At 40.5% G+C, this 21,075-nt stretch carries 20 protein-coding genes; 8 read left to right on the plus strand and 12 right to left on the minus strand.

What is annotated here, in order from left to right; all coding sequences use genetic code 11:
- Window positions 1–98: 98 nt before the first annotated feature.
- Window positions 99–1,346 carry a glutamate-5-semialdehyde dehydrogenase gene (locus ACYQ3A_RS05235; protein WP_459896078.1) on the minus strand — a complete coding sequence of 416 codons (1,248 nt, stop codon included), beginning with the start codon at window positions 1,344–1,346 and terminating at the stop codon, window positions 99–101.
- Window positions 1,347–1,403: 57 nt separating this feature from the next.
- Here ACYQ3A_RS05235 and ACYQ3A_RS05240 point away from each other — a divergent pair, with 57 nt between their 5' ends.
- From ACYQ3A_RS05240 to ACYQ3A_RS05250, 3 genes are all read left to right on the plus strand, one after another.
- Entirely contained in the window at window positions 1,404–2,138 is a 735-nt protein-coding gene (locus tag ACYQ3A_RS05240) for a YiaD family glycine zipper/OmpA-like lipoprotein (protein WP_459896080.1), read from the plus strand.
- A gap of 78 nt (window positions 2,139–2,216) precedes the next feature.
- Window positions 2,217–3,530, plus strand: coding sequence for a tRNA (N6-isopentenyl adenosine(37)-C2)-methylthiotransferase MiaB (gene miaB, locus ACYQ3A_RS05245; RefSeq protein ID WP_459896082.1), 1,314 nt, complete (start codon window positions 2,217–2,219; stop codon window positions 3,528–3,530).
- 11 nt (window positions 3,531–3,541) lie between these two features.
- Window positions 3,542–4,015, plus strand: coding sequence for a bifunctional nuclease family protein (locus tag ACYQ3A_RS05250; protein WP_459896084.1), 474 nt, complete (start codon window positions 3,542–3,544; stop codon window positions 4,013–4,015).
- 4 nt (window positions 4,016–4,019) lie between these two features.
- Here the strand turns inward: ACYQ3A_RS05250 and ACYQ3A_RS05255 are convergent, their stop codons facing one another.
- The 5 genes from ACYQ3A_RS05255 to ACYQ3A_RS05275 are packed head-to-tail and all read right to left on the minus strand — an operon-like array spanning window position 4,020 to window position 7,376.
- Complete coding sequence (locus tag ACYQ3A_RS05255; RefSeq protein WP_459896085.1) at window positions 4,020–4,667, minus strand: energy-coupling factor ABC transporter ATP-binding protein; 648 nt, start codon at window positions 4,665–4,667, stop codon at window positions 4,020–4,022.
- Complete coding sequence (gene cbiQ, locus ACYQ3A_RS05260; protein ID WP_459896086.1) at window positions 4,655–5,398, minus strand: cobalt ECF transporter T component CbiQ; 744 nt, start codon at window positions 5,396–5,398, stop codon at window positions 4,655–4,657. The genes ACYQ3A_RS05255 and cbiQ overlap by 13 nt, the downstream gene beginning before the upstream one ends.
- Window positions 5,388–5,990: a carboxypeptidase-like regulatory domain-containing protein gene (locus ACYQ3A_RS05265; protein WP_459896087.1), complete on the minus strand. Its 603-nt coding sequence runs from the start codon at window positions 5,988–5,990 to the stop codon at window positions 5,388–5,390. The genes cbiQ and ACYQ3A_RS05265 overlap by 11 nt, the downstream gene beginning before the upstream one ends.
- Entirely contained in the window at window positions 5,987–6,592 is a 606-nt protein-coding gene (cbiM, locus tag ACYQ3A_RS05270; protein ID WP_459896089.1) for a cobalt transporter CbiM, read from the minus strand. Before cbiM ends, ACYQ3A_RS05265 begins: the two co-directional genes overlap by 4 nt.
- A 1-nt stretch (window position 6,593) precedes the next feature.
- Window positions 6,594–7,376 (minus strand): DUF4198 domain-containing protein, encoded by a 783-nt coding sequence (locus ACYQ3A_RS05275; protein ID WP_459896091.1) that lies wholly within the window; start codon window positions 7,374–7,376, stop codon window positions 6,594–6,596.
- Between the two features lie 207 nt (window positions 7,377–7,583).
- On the opposite strand from ACYQ3A_RS05275, the gene ACYQ3A_RS05280 reads away from it, so the two are divergent.
- Window positions 7,584–8,810 carry a carbohydrate porin gene (locus tag ACYQ3A_RS05280; RefSeq protein WP_459896092.1) on the plus strand — a complete coding sequence of 409 codons (1,227 nt, stop codon included), beginning with the start codon at window positions 7,584–7,586 and terminating at the stop codon, window positions 8,808–8,810.
- 135 nt (window positions 8,811–8,945) lie between these two features.
- On the opposite strand, the gene ACYQ3A_RS05285 is transcribed toward ACYQ3A_RS05280, so the two are convergent.
- The 3 genes from ACYQ3A_RS05285 to ACYQ3A_RS05295 are packed head-to-tail and all read right to left on the minus strand — an operon-like array spanning window position 8,946 to window position 12,672.
- Entirely contained in the window at window positions 8,946–10,385 is a 1,440-nt protein-coding gene (locus ACYQ3A_RS05285; RefSeq protein WP_459896094.1) for a leucyl aminopeptidase, read from the minus strand.
- Between the two features lie 11 nt (window positions 10,386–10,396).
- Window positions 10,397–10,888: a hypothetical protein gene (locus tag ACYQ3A_RS05290; RefSeq protein ID WP_459896095.1), complete on the minus strand. Its 492-nt coding sequence runs from the start codon at window positions 10,886–10,888 to the stop codon at window positions 10,397–10,399.
- Window positions 10,885–12,672 carry a tetratricopeptide repeat protein gene (locus ACYQ3A_RS05295; protein WP_459896096.1) on the minus strand — a complete coding sequence of 596 codons (1,788 nt, stop codon included), beginning with the start codon at window positions 12,670–12,672 and terminating at the stop codon, window positions 10,885–10,887. Before ACYQ3A_RS05295 ends, ACYQ3A_RS05290 begins: the two co-directional genes overlap by 4 nt.
- A gap of 91 nt (window positions 12,673–12,763) precedes the next feature.
- Between ACYQ3A_RS05295 and recG the strand changes: the two genes are divergently transcribed.
- Complete coding sequence (recG, locus tag ACYQ3A_RS05300; RefSeq protein ID WP_459896098.1) at window positions 12,764–15,220, plus strand: ATP-dependent DNA helicase RecG; 2,457 nt, start codon at window positions 12,764–12,766, stop codon at window positions 15,218–15,220.
- Window positions 15,221–15,275: 55 nt separating this feature from the next.
- On the opposite strand, the gene serA is transcribed toward recG, so the two are convergent.
- Window positions 15,276–16,868, minus strand: coding sequence for a phosphoglycerate dehydrogenase (gene serA, locus ACYQ3A_RS05305; protein ID WP_459896099.1), 1,593 nt, complete (start codon window positions 16,866–16,868; stop codon window positions 15,276–15,278).
- 43 nt (window positions 16,869–16,911) lie between these two features.
- The gene (gene truD / locus ACYQ3A_RS05310) at window positions 16,912–17,982 is read right to left on the minus strand and encodes a tRNA pseudouridine(13) synthase TruD (RefSeq protein ID WP_459896100.1); all 1,071 of its coding nucleotides are present in this window, start codon (window positions 17,980–17,982) and stop codon (window positions 16,912–16,914) included.
- Between the two features lie 130 nt (window positions 17,983–18,112).
- Here truD and ACYQ3A_RS05315 point away from each other — a divergent pair, with 130 nt between their 5' ends.
- From ACYQ3A_RS05315 to ACYQ3A_RS05325, 3 genes are all read left to right on the plus strand, one after another.
- Window positions 18,113–18,352: a hypothetical protein gene (locus ACYQ3A_RS05315; RefSeq protein WP_459896101.1), complete on the plus strand. Its 240-nt coding sequence runs from the start codon at window positions 18,113–18,115 to the stop codon at window positions 18,350–18,352.
- Window positions 18,353–18,492: 140 nt separating this feature from the next.
- Window positions 18,493–18,699, plus strand: a complete 207-nt coding sequence (locus ACYQ3A_RS05320; RefSeq protein WP_459896102.1) for a cold-shock protein — start codon at window positions 18,493–18,495, stop codon at window positions 18,697–18,699.
- A gap of 91 nt (window positions 18,700–18,790) precedes the next feature.
- Complete coding sequence (locus ACYQ3A_RS05325) at window positions 18,791–20,041, plus strand: DEAD/DEAH box helicase (RefSeq protein WP_459896104.1); 1,251 nt, start codon at window positions 18,791–18,793, stop codon at window positions 20,039–20,041.
- Between the two features lie 100 nt (window positions 20,042–20,141).
- Here ACYQ3A_RS05325 and ACYQ3A_RS05330 read toward each other — a convergent pair whose 3' ends face one another.
- Window positions 20,142–21,074: an acetyl-CoA carboxylase carboxyltransferase subunit alpha gene (locus tag ACYQ3A_RS05330; protein ID WP_459896105.1), complete on the minus strand. Its 933-nt coding sequence runs from the start codon at window positions 21,072–21,074 to the stop codon at window positions 20,142–20,144.
- Between the last annotated feature and the right edge of the window lies 1 nt (window position 21,075).

Consider the following 21,075-nt stretch of genomic DNA (forward strand, 5'->3'; position numbering starts at 1 on the left):
AAAAACCAAAAAAAGAAAGTTCCAACTTCAGGTTTTGTAATCAAAATTTCGCTCCTAAAAAGCCTTTAAAAGCTCCCGCCAGAGGGCGGGAGAAGGTTTTATTCCCTAATCTGTCCATCTCCAAAGATGATGTACTTAGGAATTGTTAGATCCTCAAGTCCCATTGGACCTCTAACATGAACTTTATCGGTTGAAATTCCCATCTCTGCACCAAGTCCGAAGACGTTACCGTCTGTAAATCTTGTGGAAGCATTTATATAGACTGCTGCTGAATCAACTCTGTTTAGAAACTTCATTCCGTTTGTGTAGTTTTCCGTAACGATTGCATCGCTGTGGTGGGAACCGTAAGTGTTAATGTGGTCAATAGCTTCATCAAGAGAGTCAACAACTTTGACTGCAAGGATAAGGTCGAGATATTCAGCGTACCAGTCATCCTCTGTTGCGGGTTTAATGTAGTCTGGATCGTAGCTGCGTGTTTTCTCACAGCCCCTCAGTTCTACCTTGACTTTTTTGAACATATCAATCATCGTTGGAAGGAATGCATCGGCAATTGCTGAATGAACCAGCATTGTCTCCATTGCATTACAGACACCAGGTCTCTGAACCTTTGCATTGAAGCAGATATTCCATGCTTTCTCAAGGTCTGCAAACTCATCTACAAAGACGTGGCAGACACCTTTGTAGTGTTTGATTACTGGCATTCTTGCATTTTCTGCAACGAACCTGATGAGTCCCTCTCCACCTCTTGGGATGATTACATCTATGTATTCATCAAGCTGAAGCATTTCTTTGACTGCAGAGCGGTCTGTTGTGTCGATGAATTGAATTGCTTCTTCTGGAAAGCCCTCTGAAGCTGCTGCTTCTTTCAGGATGTTTACAAGAACTCTGTTTGAGTTTATGGCTTCAGAGCCACCTTTCAAGATAACGGCATTAGAGCTCTTTATACAGAGAGAAGCAGCTTCAACTGTTACGTTGGGTCTTGATTCGTAGATAATTCCAACAACCCCAAGTGGAACTCTCATCTTTCCAATTTTAAGACCGTTGGGTCTCTTCCACATCTTTATAACTTCACCAACTGGATCATTTAAAGAAGCAACATCCTGGAGAACCTGGATCATTCCATTAATTCTTTTTTCGTTGAGAAGAAGTCTATCGAGCATTGCTTTTGAAAGTCCCTTTTCCTCTCCAGCAATGAGGTCTTTCTGATTTTCTTTCTCAATTAAATCCTGTTTTTCTTTTATTAGTTCTGCCGCTTTTTTCAATGTTCTGTCCTTAATTTCCGTTGAAAGATCGATTAATTTGTAGCTAACTTCTTTTGCTGTTTTTGCTATCTCTTTGACGTTCATTGATATCCTCCCATTAAGGTTTTAAATTCAGAGAAGAATGTTTTGAAGGGAGTAATTATGAGAAAGATTTTAGCATTATTTACCGTATCGGCACTTCTTCTTGGAGGTTGTGTAACCACACAGCAGGGGCAAACTAGTAAAACAGTCACAGGTGCTGCTATTGGAGCTGTTGCTGGAGGAGTTCTAGGAGCTGCAACAGGTCCTAAGGGTGCCAATAAGGGAGAGAGAGTTTTAATTGGAGCAGTAGCAGGTGCCATAATAGGTGGAACCATCGGTTACATTCTTGACCAGCAGGCAAAACAGATGGGAGAAGATCTTGGAGTTAAACCGATTGACAATACCAATCCAGAAGCTCCACAAGTTACAGGAGCTCCTATTACAGAAAGCAAACCTGTTGCTGTTGTAAAAGAACCAAATAGAGTAAGAGTTGTCCTGAAAGATTCTCTCCTTTTTGACCTCAACAGTTATCAGTTAAAACCGGAAGCAAGAGAAACACTAAGAAGACTTGCAAGAACACTTTCTCAAAATCCTGATAATGTAATTGTTGTTGCTGGATTTACCGATAGCACAGGTTCTTTTGATTACAACGTTAAACTTTCTGAAAAGAGAGCTGAAAGTGTTAAGAATGAGCTTGTTTTGAACGGTGTTGATCCTACGAGAGTTCTCATCTTCGGCTGTGGACCTAAGAAACCGATAGCTCCAAACAACACTCCTGAGGGAAGGTCTCTCAACAGAAGGGTAGAAATCTTAGTTTATCCAAAGGGTGTGACGATACCACATCCGTGTAATTGAGAATAGATTTTGTATGGAAGATTGAAGGATTACTTGTTTTAAGCTTAGATTTAAACCAAACACTCTTGCAGGAGACAGATGAAGAAGTTCTACATAAAGACCTTTGGCTGTCAGATGAACGTTAACGATTCTGAAAAGATGGCGGGTATTTTGAGAGGCCTCGGTTACGAGAAAGCCGAGTCTCCAGAAGAGGCAGATGTAATCATTGTTAACACCTGTTCAGTTAGGGCAAAGCCAGATAACAAGGCTTACAGCTTTATCGGGAATCTGAAGAGGATAAAGAAAGAAAGACCGGATACTATTATTGCCGTTGGTGGATGTGTTCCTCAAAAAGAGAGAAACTCAATACTCAGATTTGAACACGTTGATCTTGTCTTCGGAACGTTTAACTTTATGAAAATTGACGAACTAATTGAAAGGGCAAAAAAGGAAAGAGTTGTTGAAGTTTTAAACTCTAAGATCCCTGAGGAAGATAGAGTTCCGTTAATAGACAGCTATCTTGAAAATCCTTACGTTGCCTACGTTACAGTTCAAAGAGGTTGTAACAGGTTCTGTACCTACTGTATCGTTCCATTTACAAGAGGAAGAGAAAGGAGTGTAAAACCCGAGCTCGTTGTTCAAGAAGTAAAAAGACTTGCAGAAAGGGGAGTAAAAGAGATTCATCTCCTTGGTCAAAATGTTGATTTCTACAACTATGAGGGGACAGACCTTGCAGACCTTCTCTACATAGTTTCAGAAGTTGAGGGTATTGAAAGAATTAGATTTACGACTTCACATCCTTGTGGTTTTAGCAGAAAGATAGTTGAAGCTATGAGGAATATAGAAAAGGTCTGTCCGTATGTTCACCTACCGCCCCAAAGTGGTTCAAACAGAATCTTAGAAAAAATGAACAGAGGTTATACGAGGGAGGAGTATATTGAAAAGGTGATGATGCTTAAAGAAGAAGTTCCAGAAGTTGCCCTTTCTGGAGACTTTATTGTTGGATTTCCTACGGAAACTGTAGAAGATTTTGAAGAAACTCTTTCACTTGTGGAAACTTGCGTTTTTGACCAGGGATTTGTTTTTGAATATTCGCCAAGACCTTTTACTAAAGCTTCCACTTTCAAAGATGATGTTCCAAAAGAAGAAAAGAACAGAAGACTTCAGGAGCTCCAGAACCTTCTCAAAACTCAAGCTGAAGAGAAAAACAAAAAAAGACTTGGTGGGGTAGAGGAAGTACTTGTGGAAGGCTGGAGTCCTAAAGGAAAAGAGCTCTCTGGAAGAACGAGAGATAACAAGTTGGTTGTTTTCGATGGAGATGAAAGTTTAATTGGAAAATTTGTTGACATTGAAATAACAGAAACTTCTCCTTTCTTCCTGAAAGGGAAAGTTTTACAGAAAGCAAAAGTTTAAGGGGTAAAGCCATGGTAGAGGTATCTGTAATAGGTATTACTCAGGACAGATTTAGCGGGATGCCCATCATAATCCTTGGAAACGACGAGGAGAGGTTTGCTGTTCCAATCTGGGTGGGAAACTGGGAGGCGGAACTCCTTGAAACTGAACTCCTTGGCGCTGTTCCACCAAGACCTTTTCCTTATGATTTGTTAAGAGAGGTTATTTCTGCCTTTGGTGGAAGTGTAGAAAGAGTTATTATCAATGACTTTGATAAGGGTATCTATTTCGCTGTGATTGAAGTGAAAAGACATGATGGAGAGATTTTGAGAATTGATTCAAGACCCAGCGATGCCATAAACCTTGCAGTAAGAGTAAATGCTCCAATATACGTTGAAAGGGAAGTTATAGAAAAGGCTTCTATAATACCTCTTGACAATTGCGAGGGAAAAGAGTGCAAAGAGGAGTGGGAAAGGCTGATTAGGGAACTTTTTGGAGAAGAGTAATTGGTTAAGCTTTGACAAGCTGGCCATTTTTCATTCTATAGATTTTCCAGTTGAGTTTTTCAATAAGTTCTTTGTCGTGGGTAACTACAATAATCGATTTATTCGTGTTTTTCAGAAAGCTGACAAGATGGGAGAACTTTTCCTCGTCAAGTCCTGTTGATGGTTCGTCCATAACTAAGCATTTAGGCTCCATAGTAAGGACGGAAGCTATTGAAACAATCCTTTTCTCTCCACCCGATAGCTGATGAGTATACCTTTTTCTAAGATGTTCAATGCCTAAGTTTTTTAAGACAGTTTCTATTCTTCTTTCAATTTCTTTCCTATTGAGTCCAAGATTCAGAGGGCCAAAAGCCAATTCTTCTTCAACTGTTGGGGAAAATAACTGATCGTCAGGATTTTGAAAAATATAGCCGATTGTTGTTCTTAGCTTGTAGAAATCGTTTTCTGTATGAACTTTTTCACCAAATAAGTAAATACTTCCTGATTCCGGTTTTACAAATCCCATTATGGTTTCAATAAGTGTAGTTTTTCCTGCTCCGTTTGGTCCTACAATAAAAATTTTTTCACCATCAGAGATGGAAAAATTAACTTCTCTAAGGATATACCTATCTCCGATTTTAACACTTAAGTTTTCAACTTTCAGAATCTCCACAGCTCAACCGCCAAGAAAAACATTGTGCTCAAGACGACAAATATTATATCCCTGATAGAAAGAGAAAAGTGGGTGTAAACGGGGAATGTTCCTCTAAATCCCCTGCAGAGCATTGCCTTATAGACCCTGTCTGCTTTTCTGTAGCTTCTTACGAGAAGATTTCCCAATATATAGGCAAAGGTTTTATAAGTAAAAATAGAGGTTCTGGGTTTAAATCCCCTGCATTTGACAGCCTTCATCATTGTATCGTATTCATCTTTTATAGTGTGAATGTATCTGTAGGTAAAAAACAACATTTGAGTAAGTTGCTCTGGAAGTTTTAGATGGTGAAGTGCGTGGAAAATGGAAAAAACAGATGACGTAGAGAGAAGCAAAAGCATTAAAACTAATATTTCGTTTGACTTTAAAAATAGGAAAAGACCATACTTTAAACCGTCTACAGATAGCGATAAGAAACCAAAATGAATCATATTTGGACTTTCATAAGTAAAAATCATGCTCAAGACAATAAAAATCAGAAAAGTATTTGCAAAAAGCAGGGGTTTAAGTGCTTTTAGGACGTTTTTGCCTGTTACCATTAGCAGAATAGCCACAAATGGTGTAAAAAGGAGGGCTTCTTTAAAATCAGACGTGAGGGCAATTCCCCACGCAAAGAGAAAAAAGATGAGAATTTTTACCCTTGGGTCAATCTTGTGTAGAAGTGTCTGTCCTTGAGATGACCTATTTTCCATTTTGTTTCCTTGAGTAAACTAAAGCTGCTGCACCAAAAATGCCAAGAATCCAGCCAATACCTGCAAAAATGTCATTGAAAGAGACTTTTGAAAGGTTCTTTTCAGTGTTTAAAAGTTTCTGATGAATAGGCTTAAGCTGTGCCTTTAACTCTTCCCTGATGATTTTTCTTAGCTCTTCTGTATTAATGGTTGAATCTGTGACCTGAACGGATTGGGCTTTTTGTAAAGTTTCTTGAGAAGTTTCACTTTTCTCTGTATCTTCTACGTTTTCAGGATTTTCACTAAACTCCGATGCTTTTACTTCAGCAGTAGCCTTATGACCAAGTTCTGCAACTACAACTACCTTGTAATCCGAAGGTTTTTTAACACTAAAAGAGAACTCTCCTTCGTTGTTTGTTCTGCCCGTTAAAATGAGTTTGCCCGTTTTTTCATCGTAAACTTCTACTTTACCGTTCTTTATAGGAGTTCCATCATTGAAATAGGAGATAACTGTGACCTTGTTTCCTTCAACATCTAAAAATGCAGATACTTTGTGGGCAAGTGCTGGTACAGAAAAAAGTATGGTAATGAGAATTATTATGAGCTTTTTCATTTGATTCCCTCCAAGATTTCGGAAGCTGACTTTTTAAGAAAGAGAAGGACAAAAACGTTTACGATAGACTCCACAATGGCAACGGGGAGATGGGCTAATATCACCAGTTCTGCAGTCTTTTTAAAGGCTTCTCCTACAAAGAGAAGTTCAGCCGCAACTAAAATGCCAGATCCCATAATAGCTACGAAAGCAGCGATTACACCTGCCACGACTAAACTTTTGGCATCTCTTTTCTTTATCAACCCTTTACATAGATAGTAGGCAATTACCGCTGGAAACGCCATGTTGAACGTGTTTACGCCCAGAACGGTAATACCACCAAATTGAAACAGCATTGCCTGAAGAAACAGTCCAACCAATATCACGGGAAATGCTGTCCATCCAAGGAGAATTCCTGCAAGACCGTTTAGAACCAGATGAACGCTTGCTGGTCCTATGGGAACGTGGATTAAAGAAGCTACAAAGAAAGTAGCGGCGAGAAGAGCCGCTAAAGGAATTTCTCTATTGTCAAGCTTTCTCAATCCCAAGTAGGTTCCGATAGCTGTTAATCCCCAGCCACTTATGAGCAACCACCCAGGCAGTACACCTTCAGATATGTGCATTTTACTTTACCTCACGAGGCTTAGGATATGCTTTTACCCAGATAACAGCATCAAGTTCCACTGGATATTTTTTTCCATCCTTATGTTTCTTCATACCTCCTTCGCCAATTGCCGAAAATCCCCACCAACCAGCCCAAGGGATTGTGTACTCAAAGTATCCATTTTCGTCTGTCTTTATAACCTGCGTAACGAATGGATCTGCTGGAACTTTTACACCCTTAGTATTGAGATACTCGACTTCAACGTCAATGTTCGCTGCAGGTTTACCATTTATAAAGACTCTGCCTCTAAAGGTGTTACCTTCCCAGATGCCAAAAGGTCTCGTAAGCGGAACGATTTCTGCCTTTAGACCTATTGGTTCATCCCATCCATCCTCAAGTCCAAAGGCTTCAACGTAAACCTTTGTTATCTGTTTTATAAACTTTCCTTCTGCAGGTTCAAAGTATGGGGTTGGATCAACATAAAACTGGTAAACCCCCGGTCTTCTGATTTTAAATGTTGCTGTATACATGGGAACTTTTTTGTCGTTCCCCTTCATAGCAGGAATGAGATGCTCTTTCCAGTCAACTTTGTATTTCTTACCGTTTAGATAGGCACCGCTATCAACGATTTTGTATTCCATATTGGGGCCACCTTCCATTGGATGGGTAAATCTTGTTTCAAGTTTTATTACCCTTTTGTTTCCTTCTACAATGTCTGAACTGGGTTTTAGAACTACAAAATGAGCTTGTGCAGTAGTGGACATTGCCAGTAATGTTGCCAAAGTAAATAGCGTTTTTCTCATGAACCTCCTCCTCGAAGCAGATTTTATCTTACCGTTATTTTAGAAAAAAATTATTTAGTAGTCAAATTTGGTATAATAGTAATACTAATTGGATTAACCATGACTTCCAGGTATTACCTTGACTGTCTGTAAATACTAACTAAATTAGTATATACTAACGATATGAGAGGAGGAGCGCAACGTACAAGACGAAAAAGGAGGTAATAGATGAGAAAAGCGCTTGGAATGGTGACAGCAGCACTGTTTTTTAGCTCTTTACCAGCATTAGCAGACGATGAAGCTTTCAAACAGGAGCTGGAACTCCTCAAACAGCGGATTGAGCAGCTTGAAAAGAAACAAAAACTTGAGTCATTTGAGCTCCACGGCGGAGTTGTTGGATATTACCAGGGAGCAGCAGCTGACAAAATTAATGGAAAAGAGTTTTCAAACCCCTCTGGAGTTGGATACGTTGCAGATTTAAAGCTAACGTTTAAGCCTTCAGAGAATGGCGAATTCTACATGAGACTCCACGGTGGAGAGGGAACTGGAGCAGACGAGATAGAAGCTTTTGCCAACCTCAACACCCTTGCTGACGACAATCCAGAAAATGAAGCAACATTTAAGCTTCTTGAAGCTTACTATACACATGAGTTCTTGGATGGAAAACTCTTACTATCCATCGGTAAGACAGAACCTCCGGTCTTTATTGACGATAACGAGTTTGCAAACGACGAATATTCACAGTTTGTAGGGAAACCTTTTGTGAATAACCCTATAATTGACGGTGAATTCCAGTTTGCTCCTCTTATTGGTGTTGTATTTTCTCCTACAGAACAGTTTGAGATTGCAGCAGTTGTTCAGAGTAACGAGCAAACAGGTATCTCCTGGGATGGAACAGAGTGGGTTGTTAACGAAAAAAGCCTTTACGACAATGTGTTTGACAACCCATTCTATGCAGTTCAGCTGAAGTATTCACCAGAGATTAATGGACTTCCCGGAAATTACCGTATCTACTTCTGGAATGATTCCGCTGATCACATAAAAGTTGGACAACCAATAGACAATCCTGCTATAAAGCCATCAACTGATGAGGGTTGGGGAGTTGGAATTTCCCTTGATCAGAAACTTACAGAGAACGTTGGCATTTTTGCAAGGGCGGCTTTTGCAAACGATGAAGTCTATGAAGTTGAACAGTTTTACTCCTTTGGTGCAAGCATAAACGGACTAATTCCTTCAAGACCTGATGACACGTTGGGACTTGGTATAGCCGCTCTTATCCCGAACGATAAGTTAGAAAATGACGATACTGAGTACCACTTTGAGGGTTACTACAGAGTTCAGATTTCAGAGAACTTTGCAATCACTCCAGACGTTCAGTACGTTGTAAATCCTCTTGGAAACAGCGATAACGATAATGTCTTTGCAGGAATGGTCAAAGTGGAGTTTTCTTTTTAAAGTGCCTTCGGATGTGCTTATTCCCTTTTCCCTGACTCCCTTCTCTTGGGGAGTATAGCAGCTCCCTATCTTTCAATTTACCCCCCCTCCCACAGCCCCTCCCGTCGAGGGAGGGGAACTCCCTCCTTCTCGAAATTAAGACTCAACAATAAACTCAACGATTGTCCTTACAGGCTGTCCAGTAGCTCCAGCTGAATAGTACTTCCACTCCTTATCGAGGAATGACGGACCTGCTATATCTATGTGAGCCCAGCTTTTTACCTTTTCAGAGTCAACGAAGTTCTTCAAGAAAAGAGCAGCAGTTATTGCTCCTCCATACCTTGTCTTTCCAACGTTTTGAAGGTCAGAGTACGTTCCTTTGATATCCTCTTTTAGATCTTCATCCAGTGGCATTCTCCACATTTTTTCACCAGTTTCTGATGAGAGTTTGAGGAGAGTGGTTGCAAGTTTGTCGTCTTCTGTAAAGAGACCTGATGTGTAGTGTCCGAGTGCAACAACACAGGCTCCAGTTAATGTTGCCATATCAATCATTACGTCTGGTTCAAGTTCAGAGCCGTAAATGAGAGCATCTGCAAGAATGAGCCTTCCTTCGGCGTCTGTAGAGTGGATTTCGACACTCTTACCGTTCTTGTAAACGATAATATCATCCGGTCTATAAGCCTTTTCACCTGGCATGTTCTCGACGGTTGGAATTAGCGCATGAACTTCAACGTCAGGTTTTAGCTGTCCGATTGCCTTCATTATTCCAAGGACTGCACAGGCGCCAGCTTTGTCTGATTTCATTGTTTTCATAAATTGTTCAGGCTTTATGTTAAGGCCGCCGCTGTCAAAGGTTACGCCTTTACCAACCAGAACGATTTTCTTCTTTGGATTCTTAGGTTTGTAGGTAATGTGAATGAACCTCGGTGGGTTTTTGCTTCCCCTGCCGACTGTCAGAATTCCAACCATCTGGTTTTTCTCAAGGTCTTTTTCCTTGAAGACCTTACACTTGAAGCTGTACTCTTTTGAGATTTCTTCGGCGATTTCAGCAAGTTTCTCTGGAGTTACTACATTTCCTGGTTCATTAACAATGTCCCTTGTGAAGTTTGCAGCTTCTGCTAAGATGTAGCCAATTTCAAACTCTTTCTTGTACTCCTTTTCTCCAGCAACAGTAATTTTTTCTATTTCGAATTTTTCTTCTTTTCTACTTTTATACTTTTTGAACTGGTAGTTACCAAGAACAATTCCTTCTGCAACGGCTTTTGCAGCTTTCTCTTTTAGTTTGTCCACACCAAGGAGTTCAAAGACCACTTTCTTAGCCTTCACTTTTTTCGCGCTCTTTACTCCCTTTGCCGCTGCAACTCTTACAGTATCAGACTTGAGCTCGCTCTTCTTTCCAAGTCCGACGTAGATAAGTGTTCTGAAATTCTCCGTTCCAGGAAGTGTAACAACTTCTCCGGCTTTTCCAGAGAAATTCAGACTTTTAAGCTGTGATGCTTCCTCTTTTGTGAGGTTTTTCATTCCTTCATAGGCACCTATCACAAGAGCATCAGCCTTTTTGTTAGCCGGGAGCTCCTGAGTGTATGTAATCTTCATTCTTCACCTCCTTATGCTTTCTGATCAAATGTTCTAAGTGCTGGTGAGATTCTGTTTTTCCTGAGGTTTTCAATTTCTGTTGGGATTATCTTCTTGAGTTTTCTCTGTATCAGAAAGTTTTCAACGAATATGACAAGGGCAATAAGAGTTGCTCCGATGAAAGCGCTCTTCATGTTGTTTGAGAGTGTAGCATACTCTGGACCGGAATTCTGGATTATGAAGTCGAGCATGATAAAGAAAATGTAAAGAGAAACAATGAAGTAGGTCTGCTTAACGTACTCGATGTAGTCAAGGATGATTGCTGTAAGGAAAGTTATCTTAAAACTGAAAGTGAGAGCGTAAGCGAATCCACCGGGTTTGATTGCGTTTAGAGGAGAAAATTCTCTCTTTTCTTCGTTAAGCAGAAATTTAAGGGCAGCGTTTACTCTCATGAGTCCGGTAATTGTTGGAAGACCAATAATGAGGAAAGCTATCAGTCCCCAGATTATCATTGTCGTGTTCATTCTTTCTCCTCCATGTGGGTAATCTCTTTAAGAAGGTTTCCAATTCTCTGTAGTATTCCTCTTTCTTCCTCTTGAATTGATGGATCCTTCATGACGCCGACAAAAGCTTTAAGAAGATGTTCCTTAGCTTCTTTCAGTTTTCCCATTTTGTATAGACACTCGCCGTAGTGTTCGTTTATTACCGAGTCATCTTTCTTTTTCTTCAGAGCTTCCTTCAGGTATTTGCAGGCTTCTTCGTATCTACCCTCTTTATAGAGAACCCATCCCATTGTATCGAGGAATGCCGGATTTTCCGGTTCAGCCTCAAGGGCTTTTTGAATGAGCTCTTCAGCTTCCTTTAGCCTTATTCCTCTATTAGCGTAGAAATAAGCGAGGTAGTTGTAGGCGTCTGGAGATGGTTCTATTTCAAGTAGTTTTTTAAGATACTTTTCGGTTTCTTCGTCTTTTCCAAGCTTTTCAGCAAAGTAAGCAAGGTAGAAGTAGAGCTCTCCATAATTGGGAAACTCTTTCTTCCACACTTTTAAGAGGTTGTAGGCTTCCTCAGTGTTTCCTTCTCTGTCAGCAATTATTGCAACTTTCAGGAGATATTCAGGTTTATTTGTTAGCTGCCATAGTCTTTCAAAGTATGCTTTCGCATCGTTCAATCTATCCATTTTGTAAAGAATAAGAGCTGTCCTTTCCAGAACGGTTGGATTCTCAGGGTAAAGGTCAAGGGACTTTTCGTAGGCTTCAAGGGCTTTTTCGTAATTTCTCGACATTTCAAAAGCAAGTCCCAACATGAAATAGACGTTTGGATTGTCAGGGTTGAGTTTTGTAATTCTCTCTATTATTGGGATAACCTTTTTGTACTCTTTCATTTCAAAGAGGTTGGCAGCAACCCAGGATAGAAGTTTAAGGTTGTACGGTTCTAACTCAACAAGTTTGTTGATTATCTTTATGGCTTCGTCTGTTTTATTTTCTTTGAGGTAGATTACGAGGAGTTCCTTCAGCGCGTAGATGTTGTCTGGATTTTCTTCCAGAACTTTTTTGAGGAATTTCTCTGCCTCTTTATAACGTTTCTCTTTTAGGGCGATCTTTCCAAGGAGAATGTATGCACTTTCAAAGTCGGGGTTTAGTTTAATTGATTTCTCTATGTACTCCCTTGCTTTATCTGTTTTCTCTTCAAGGAAGTAGATTTCTCCAAGAAAATAGAAGATAAAAAAGTTATCTGGATACTTTTTTAGAGCTTCTGTGAGGATCTTTTCTGCTTCAGAATATCTCTTCTCGTTGATGTAGAGGTTTGCCAGCATTATGTAAGTATCTTTATCTGGGGCAATGGAGAGAACCTTTTTGTAGTACTTTTCCGCTTCTGCTTTCTTGTCTTTTACAATGGAGATTCCAGCTAAGAGTTTTAGAGCTTGTGGGTTCTCGGGGTCTATGGAGAGTGCCTTCCGTGTAAACTTTTCTGCATCATCCATTTTTTTCAGATTTGCCGCAAACTTTGCTGCTTCAAGGAGATACTCGATGTTATTCGGATCCTCTTTGACGGCTTCTTTTATTGATTCGTAAGCTTTTTGTAGGTTGCCTTTTCCTTTCTCGTTAAGGTAGACCATGTAGTAGTAAATAGCTCCGGGTCTGTATTTTTCCTTTTTCGCTTTTTGGACAATCTCAGGAGATGGAGTTACTGTTTTCTCTTCTACCTTTTCAGGTTCTGGTTTTTGAACAGGTGATGTCTCTTTTTTTGGTAAAGTGACACACGAAGAAAAGACCAACAAAGCAGTTGACAGATAAAGAGCTCTTCTCATATTCCTTCCCGTAAGGTTGATTAACTGAAATGATAACAAATGGCTATTGTAGCTTAAAATATAGTTACCGAAGAACCATTAAGGGAAATTGATGAAGAAAACCTTAGAAAGAGTTAAAAAACTGCTTAACCTGATTGTTCAGGACAATTTCAAGTATTTCGATAGGGTTAAAGACCCTGACAGGGCGATTTCTGCTCTACTGAAGGAGCTCCAGCCCCATCTTGACAGGAAGAGAAAAGCCTGGGTTTCAAAGGTTTTGAATCTCCTTGAGAAGTATGACTCCTTTACAGAAGAGCAAAAGAAGAGGTTTTTTAAGGAGCTCCATTCAGTTATAACTCTCAAGTTTTCTGAAGAGGATATAGAAAAGGCAAGGCGGGAAGAGGTTCCGAAAGAGAGAATAATATCCGTTCAGGAGAAGATAGAAAAAAAGAAGACGTACCCTATAAAGGCGTTTTTCCAGCCAATCTCAACGGTCAAAGGAATCAGGAAAAAGACGGTTGAAAGACTTCGAAAGCTTGGAATAGAGACTATTCTCGATGCCATCTACTATCTTCCTTTCAGATATGAAGATAGGACAACGATTACGCCGATGGGTTTTCTAAAACCCAACCAGACTTTCCTTGTTAAAGGGAAAGTTGTAAATCTATCGGTAATTGAGACCTCAAAGAAGAGGAAAAAGCTGCTCAAGGTAATCCTATACGACAAAACTGGAACGGTTACACTTATTTTCCTTCAGGAGAAAGTTTTTGGCTACTACAGGGTGCTCTTTTCAAAGGCAAAAGAGCTGGGGAAAGAGGTTCTTGCTTACGGGTTGGCAAAGAGGGAATTGGGCGGCTATTCCATGGTTCATCCTGAAGTTGAGATTTTCGATAAGTACAAAGGGAAGCTTGAAAAGCTTGGAGTGATCCTTCCAGTTTATCACTCAGCTGAAGGGATAAAGCAGTCAATTCTCAGAAGAGATATAGGGAGTGTAGTTAGAAAAGTTGTCCCGTTCTTGCCAGAGTATCTGCCTGAAGAGATCCTGAAGAGGAACTCTTTTCCTGATGCTGTTACAGCTTTCTGGAGAGTCCACTTTCCTCACGATGAGGAGGCGGAAGAGCTTTTGAACTTTAAAACTCCTTACCAGAAGAGGGTGATTTTCGATGAGCTCTTTCTCTTTCAGCTTGCCCTTGCTCTTCACAGACAGAAGATAAAGAGAGAGGAAGGAATAGCCTTTCCTGTTAGTGAAGAGCTGATTGATGAATTTAAAAAAGCCCTTCCTTTCAGACTGACGGGAGCTCAGGAGAGGGTTCTAAAAGAGATAGTCGAAGATATGAGAAGTCCAGAGCCTATGAACAGGCTTGTTCAGGGAGATGTTGGTAGTGGAAAAACTGTTGTTGCTGCTGCTGCGTCCTTCTTTGCAGTGAAGAGCGGATATCAGGTCGCCGTAATGGCTCCAACTGAAATTCTTGCAAACCAGCATTTTAAGAAGTTTCAGGAGTTTTTAAAGCCTTTCAGGGTAAGGGTAGGGCTCCTGACCGGAAGCATGACAAAGAAGGAAAAAGAGACGATGTACAGGGCAATAAAAGAAGGATTTATTCAAGTTGTTGTTGGAACGCATGCCCTTATTCAGGAAACTGTTGAGTTTAAAAATCTTGGATTGGCAATAATAGATGAACAACACAGGTTTGGTGTGAAGCAGAGAGTTGAGTTGAAGAAAAAGGGAAAGATGTCAGATGTTCTCGTAATGACTGCGACTCCAATTCCGAGAACTCTTGCGATGACAGCCTATGGAGACCTTGACGTCTCAGTGATTGATGAGCTCCCGGCTGGAAGGAAGCCTGTGGAAACGAAGATTCTCTTTGAGGATGAAAGGGAGAAGTTAATTGACCTTCTCCTTAAAGAGCTAAAAGCTAAAAATAGAGTTTACATAGTTTATCCGCTCATAGAAGAGTCTGAAAAACTGGAGCTCAAAGCTGCAATCGAAATGCATGAGTACTGGGAAAGGAAACTGAAACCCTACTCCGTTGGACTTCTCCACGGCAGGATGAAGCAGGAAGAGAAAGACGATGTGATGGAGAAGTTCAAAAAGGGGGATTACCAGGTTCTTGTGTCGACAACCGTTATTGAGGTTGGAGTGGACGTTCCAGAGGCAACTGTAATGGTTATAGAACACGCCGAACGCTTTGGACTAGCGCAGCTCCACCAGTTAAGAGGTAGGGTTGGTAGAGGAGATAGGCAGTCTTACTGTTTTCTTGTTACAAAGAGAAATGCTGGAGAGGATTCAATAAAGAGATTGAAGGTTCTTGAATCAACAAACGACGGTTTCAAAATTGCCGAGGCTGACCTTCAGTTTAGGGGTCCCGGTGAGATTTTCGGAACGAGGCAGTCAGGTCTCGGAGATTTTAAGATTGCGGACTTGAGAAGAGACTTTGAAATTCTGAAAATAGCAAGGGAAGAAGCCCAGAAACTGGTAGAGAAAAATCCAGAGCTTGAAGGACTGGATGACCTTAAAGAGCTTATGAAGTTTAGGTTTGGTGAAAAATTTGATTTTGTAGAAGTGGGTTAGTGGATAGTGAAGATATTTCCCCTCCCTTGATGGGAGGGGTTAGCGGAATGTGAATCTATAGATTTATTTGCTTAACCTCTAAAATCTCCGGAATATCCTTAATCTCGCTGATTGCCTCTGATGGAACATCATTATCAACTAAGATTACACCTTTAGCCTCTTTTCCTCTTTCAACCCTTCCAAGCTGGAATCCTGCAATGTTAACGTTGTATTTTCCAAGGATTGAGCCAAGCTTTCCGATTACTCCAGGAACGTCAAAGTTCTTAATGAGCAAAAGTTTCCCTTCTGGAGTTAGATCAAAGAGGAAACCGTTTATCTCAACAATTTTGGGGAACTGCTCATCCATAACGGTTCCGGCAATTGTGAACTCTCCAGCGTCGGATTTGCATGTAACCCTCATAAGCTTCTTAAAGTTTATTCCTTCAGGTCTTCTTACCTCTACAATGGAAATGCCTTTCTCTCTTGCAAGGAATGGAGCGTTAATCAGGTTAACTGGAATATCAACGATCTTCTCCAAGAATCCCTTGAGGAAGGCAGTAGTAAGAGGTTTCAGGTCCTCTCCAAGGTCTCCTCTGTATTCGAGAACTATCTCCTTTGACCTTGAGCATGCAACTTGAACAGCGAAGAGACCAAGCTTTTCAGCAAGCTCCATGAAAGGCTTTAGAACCTTAGCAGCAGCAGTATCCTCGTAAGGGGCGTTAACTGCAAACTCTACTTCATCCCCTCTTAGTGCAGCAAGGACTTGGTTTGCAATGATTACTGCAACATTTGTCTGGGATTCAAAGGTGTTTGCACCAATATGGGGAGTAACAATAATGTTTGGAGCATCAAGGAGAATGTTGTCTGTTGCAGGCTCTTTTGTGAAGACGTCAACAGCTGCAGCTCTAACTTTACCGCTGACCAAAGCCTCGTATAGATCTTTTTCGTTTATTATTCCTCCCCTTGCAATGTTGAGGAGGATAACGCCGTCTTTCATCTTCTCAATCTCTTTCTTTGTGATCATGTTTCTGGTTTCATCGGTAAGAGGTGTGTGGACTGTGATGATGTCTGAACGGCGGAGGAGTTCATCAAGGTCATCTACAAGTTCAACTCCGAGCTTTTCTGCCTTTTCCCTCTTAATGTATGGGTCGTAAGCTATCACCTTCATGTCAAAGGCTTTTGCTCTTATTCCAACTCTTGAACCGATTCTTCCGAAACCAATGATTCCAAGGGTTTTTCCGGCAAGCTCAACGCCCATAAATTTCTTTCTGTCCCACCTTCTCTCTTCTTTCAGGGATTTGTGGGCGTAAGGGATCAACCTTGCAGCGGAGATCATCATTCCCATTGTGTGTTCTGTTGCTGCAAGGGTGTTACCGGTTGGAGCATTTACGACTAAGATTCCTCTCCTTGATGCTTCATCAAGATCAATGTTATCAACTCCAACCCCCGCTCTTCCGACAACTTTTAGCTTTTTGGCTTTTTCAAGGAGTTCTTTGTTGACAGGTGTTCCACTCCTTGTGATGATTGCGTCGTACTCTGGAATAATTTCAAGGATTTTGTCAAAGTTCCTGAAAAGCTCAGGATCGTAAGTTAACTCAACGTCTGGTTGGTTTCTGAGAAGCTCAATTCCGGCTTCTGCTATGTGCTCTGTAACCAAGACTTTGTACATCTATCTAAACCTCCAGATTTATAATCCCTTTTAGGGCTAAAGATTATACTGCATCGTACAGAAATCTTATTACGTTTGTTGCGTAGGAACCAGAAGGAAGGAGGAACTTGAAGAGAGTTCCTTCTTTCACTTCCTGAACTTCAAAATTCCTGATCGGAACAACGGTTTTTCTCTTAAATCTGTGAAATAGCCTGTTGAACTTCTCAAGTCCTCTTTTATCGATATTGAGTTCTTCTAATTTTTCCTCGTAAAATGGAATTTCCATATCTGGAGTAAAAGCGGGAAGCTTTTCAAGAATTTCAACTTTTTCGATAGGAAAGATCATTGTTCCCATTTTGTATTTGAAAGTCAAATAATTTGTCGTTTTCGCCTTTATCAGTTCTTTTAGATACTCATTGAAAAGGTAACTCTGGAGAACGTTCAATTGGAAAGCAATTTCTGACTCGGGAATAAGTTTGAAAGCTCCTTCAAAATCTGCTGGATTTCCTTCTAAAAAGAGTGAAACTTTCTTTCTCCAGCCGGATAGAAATTTAGCAGCAGTTTTATAGTCACCTTTCAGAAAAACCTTTTTTCCTCTTCTACTTCTTGAACCTTCCCATCCAGCCGGTCGAAAAAGGTAGAGGAGAGCATTCTTTAAGTCTTCTGATAATAGATGTCTGGCAAAGAGTTCGTTGCCTCTAACAGATGTAAACCTCTGTTCTCCGTAGTAGTTGGGAATTCCATATTTTTCCAGAATCTTGATTCTATCTTCAGGCGGTTTTCCGTTTCTCACTAAAATTTCAAACAGATTCCCTTTTACTATGGAAGGAGAAATAGGTCTATCAAGAAAGCCAGAAAATGAAAGTTTTAGATCTGGAAAGGAAATTTCCTTCAGGCGAAACTTTTCTGGAACTGAAATGAATTGCTCAGTAATAGCGTTTTTATCCTTTAAACCACCGTGAGAGATAGTTTTAATGGGAATTCCTGATAATTTAGCAATTTTTCTTAAAGCTTCTTCAGTTTCCAGTCCTTTTTTCCAGAGTCTGTAAACTCTGTGTCTGCCTCTTGATTGGAGTTTTTCCTGCAGAACTTCCGTTACCTTGAAATCTTCAGCCTTCTGTTTGATTTTTGCCATCTTCTATTCTAAATTAGATTACGAAGTTAGCTATCCAACTTGCTATCTTTGGTTCCTTTTCCTTTCAGGGGAAAGGAAGTAGTAAACTTTGGTAGTTAATAATACAATAAAACTTCAGGAGGAAGCTTCTATGAAACTCTATATTATAGTCTGCTCTCCAAATTGTCCTCGCTGTGGGGAAGGAAGTTTTATATTTGCAGAGGAGCTCCAATTCATAAATGATTCACACATAAGGGTAGTTGGTTATTTTTCTTTTAGTGAAGATGTTAACGAGTATAGACGTTTGAAAAAGCAAGGAGTGAGAAAGAGAACTCTAATTATTCCTCAGAGCTCCTACCAGTTTATTGAAGAAGTAGAAGTGGAAGCTTGACAAAAGTTGCATCAGGATTAAATTACTTTCCAATTATTGGTTTGAAGGCAGCACCGGAAATAGAGAAGCCCTGAAGGCATGCCGTTTCTGCCTTCAGGGCTTTTTTGCTTTAAGAGAAACTTTTAAGAGAGGTAAGACACATGGAGAAGCTCACAGGAACAGTTAAGTGGTTCGATTCAAAGAAAGGGTACGGCTTTATAACTGCCGACAACGGACAGGACGTATTTGTCCACTACACAGGAATTTCTGGAACAGGTTTTAGGACTCTTGAAGAGGGAGAAAGAGTATCCTTCAATATCACTGAAAGTGACAAGGGTCTTAAAGCTGTTGAAGTTGAAAGACTTTAACGGAAATTGAAATTTAACTAAAATTGGTTGCCACGGTTCCGTCTGAAACGGCGGCGGGATCGTGGCAATTTTTATTAAGAAAGGAGAAAAAATGGAGTTTACGTTTGATCAGCTTGATTCAAGGATTCAGAGATCCTTAGAGGAGATGGGATTTGAAAATCCTACGCCGATTCAGAAAGAAGCAATTCCTCTTGCCCTTGAAGGACATGACATTGTTGGACAGGCACAGACAGGAACTGGTAAAACCGCAGCTTTTGGTATTCCAATAGTAGAAAAAATCAGTCCAAGAGAGAGAGGTATTAAAGCGATAATCCTCACTCCAACGAGAGAGCTTGCAATTCAGGTTGCTCACGAGCTTTCACTTATTGGTAAGAACAAAGGAGTTTCTGCCTATCCAATCTATGGTGGGGTTTCTATAGAGAGACAGGCGAACATTTTGAGGAGGGGTAGAAACCAGATAATTGTTGGAACTCCTGGAAGAGTAAAGGACTTGATAAACAGAGGTATTCTGAGACTGGATAGGGTCAGGTTTGCCGTTCTCGATGAGGCAGACCAGATGCTCGATATGGGCTTTATTGAGGATATAGAGGAGATCCTTTCAAAAACGCCGAAAGAGAAACAGACTCTTCTCTTTTCTGCGACAATGCCTTATGAGATAAGGAAGCTCATAGATAAGTATCTGAAATCCGGTTACAAGACGATTAAGGTCGGAAAGAGTCTAATAACACCGAAGGTTCATCAGAGGATCATCTTTGTAAAAAATGAAGATAAGCTGAAAGCCCTTGAGAAACTCCTGAAGGAGAACGAGGGGACTTCAACTATAGTCTTTGTTAAGACAAAGAGGGATGCAGCGGATATTGAGAAAGAACTTCAGAAGAGGGGAATAAACGCAAGAGCGATCCACGGAGACCTTTCCCAGAGGCAGAGAGAGAATGTAATGAAAGCCTTTAAAGAGGGAAGGATTAAAACCCTTGTGGCAACAGACGTGGCAGCAAGGGGAATTGATATCAAAGATGTTGGGCTTGTTATAAACTACGAACTCCCTGAAAATCCTGAGAGCTATGTTCACAGAATTGGAAGGACTGGAAGAGCTGGAAGAGAAGGGACTGCAATCAGCCTTGTCGCGGATAGCGAAAAGAGGAGAATGTACAGAATAAAGGGCTTGAAAAATATCAAACCTGAAAGATTCAGAGCAAACGATTTAAAAGAACTCAAAGAGGAACTCCTCTCTGCCAGTGCCGACAGGATTCCTGACAGAATAAGAGAAGTGGCAAGAGAACTTTTAGAGAAAAGGGATCCAGAAGAAATTGTATCTCTTTTAATCAAGAAAATAACTGGATAATTAACATAGCTCCGTCATTCTGTTAAGTAAGATTGAAATTTTTCATTTGTACAGAATGACGGATATTTATTGCTTAGTTGCAGTTTTTCTTAAGTAGAATCTAAATCCCTATTTTTCTGAACTTTTCATATCTCTGTTTTACAAGCTCTTCGGGAGTGAGTTCAAGCAACTCATCCAAAGCTTTTGAAACGTGCTCTCTGAAGTTTTTAAAAGTTGTTTCGTAGTCCCTGTGAGCTCCCTCGAGAGGTTCCGGAATGATTCCATCAATTATTCCCAGTTTCAGGAGATCTCTTGATGTAAGTTTGAGAGCTTCGGTGGCTTCTTTCACTTTGTCCTGAGACTGCCAGAGAATGGCTGCACACCCTTCAGGGGAGATAACGGAGTAGATTGCGTTTTCGAGCATCAGGAGTTTATTTGCAACGCTTATTGCTAAAGCTCCTCCAGAACCTCCCTCACCGATAACAACGCTAACAATAGGAACTTTTAACTTTGCCATCTCAAAGAGGTTTCTTGCTATAGCTTCTGACTGGCCGTGTTCTTCAGCCTCTATTCCTGGAAAAGCTCCTGGAGTGTCCACAAGAGTGATTATCGGTTTTCTAAACTTCTCTGCCAGTTTCATAACTCTTAGAGCTTTTCTGTAATCTTCAGGAAGTGGCATTCCGAAGTTTCTCGCTATCTTTTCCTTTGTGTCCCTGCCCTTTTCCTGACCTATTACGCAGACAGGGATTCCTTCAAACTTTGCAAAACCGGCGATTATCGCTTTCCCATCCCCGTAATGTCTGTCTCCGTGAAGTTCGATGAAGTCTGTAAAGACGTTGTTTATGTAGTCAATGGTATGAGGTCTGTCTGGATGCCTAGCTATTTGAACTCTATTCCAGGGAGAAAGATTTTCGTAAAACTCCTTTATCTTCTTCTGAAATTTTTTCTCTATTTCTTCCACTACCACCGGATCAAATCTTCCCATAGACTTGAGTTCCTCTATTTTCTTTCTTAGTTTATCAACCTTTTTCTCAAATTCAAACAACGTTTGCATT

It is taken from the genome of Desulfurobacterium crinifex (genome assembly GCF_054656775.1).

Coding starts and splice junctions, on each gene's coding strand:
- cbiQ (WP_459896086.1), bottom strand. CDS start 5,398: ATGGAAAATAGGTCATCTCAAGGACAGACACTTCTACACAAGATTGAC.
- ACYQ3A_RS05315 (WP_459896101.1), top strand. CDS start 18,113: ATGAAACTCTATATTATAGTCTGCTCTCCAAATTGTCCTCGCTGTGGG.
- ACYQ3A_RS05275 (WP_459896091.1), bottom strand. CDS start 7,376: ATGAGAAAAACGCTATTTACTTTGGCAACATTACTGGCAATGTCCACT.
- ACYQ3A_RS05240 (WP_459896080.1), top strand. CDS start 1,404: ATGAGAAAGATTTTAGCATTATTTACCGTATCGGCACTTCTTCTTGGA.
- ACYQ3A_RS05330 (WP_459896105.1), bottom strand. CDS start 21,074: ATGCAAACGTTGTTTGAATTTGAGAAAAAGGTTGATAAACTAAGAAAG.
- recG (WP_459896098.1), top strand. CDS start 12,764: ATGAAGAAAACCTTAGAAAGAGTTAAAAAACTGCTTAACCTGATTGTT.
- ACYQ3A_RS05290 (WP_459896095.1), bottom strand. CDS start 10,888: ATGAACACGACAATGATAATCTGGGGACTGATAGCTTTCCTCATTATT.
- ACYQ3A_RS05295 (WP_459896096.1), bottom strand. CDS start 12,672: ATGAGAAGAGCTCTTTATCTGTCAACTGCTTTGTTGGTCTTTTCTTCG.
- ACYQ3A_RS05265 (WP_459896087.1), bottom strand. CDS start 5,990: ATGAAAAAGCTCATAATAATTCTCATTACCATACTTTTTTCTGTACCA.
- ACYQ3A_RS05250 (WP_459896084.1), top strand. CDS start 3,542: ATGGTAGAGGTATCTGTAATAGGTATTACTCAGGACAGATTTAGCGGG.
- miaB (WP_459896082.1), top strand. CDS start 2,217: ATGAAGAAGTTCTACATAAAGACCTTTGGCTGTCAGATGAACGTTAAC.
- ACYQ3A_RS05320 (WP_459896102.1), top strand. CDS start 18,493: ATGGAGAAGCTCACAGGAACAGTTAAGTGGTTCGATTCAAAGAAAGGG.
- ACYQ3A_RS05325 (WP_459896104.1), top strand. CDS start 18,791: ATGGAGTTTACGTTTGATCAGCTTGATTCAAGGATTCAGAGATCCTTA.
- cbiM (WP_459896089.1), bottom strand. CDS start 6,592: ATGCACATATCTGAAGGTGTACTGCCTGGGTGGTTGCTCATAAGTGGC.
- truD (WP_459896100.1), bottom strand. CDS start 17,982: ATGGCAAAAATCAAACAGAAGGCTGAAGATTTCAAGGTAACGGAAGTT.
- ACYQ3A_RS05285 (WP_459896094.1), bottom strand. CDS start 10,385: ATGAAGATTACATACACTCAGGAGCTCCCGGCTAACAAAAAGGCTGAT.
- ACYQ3A_RS05235 (WP_459896078.1), bottom strand. CDS start 1,346: ATGAACGTCAAAGAGATAGCAAAAACAGCAAAAGAAGTTAGCTACAAA.
- serA (WP_459896099.1), bottom strand. CDS start 16,868: ATGTACAAAGTCTTGGTTACAGAGCACATAGCAGAAGCCGGAATTGAG.
- ACYQ3A_RS05280 (WP_459896092.1), top strand. CDS start 7,584: ATGAGAAAAGCGCTTGGAATGGTGACAGCAGCACTGTTTTTTAGCTCT.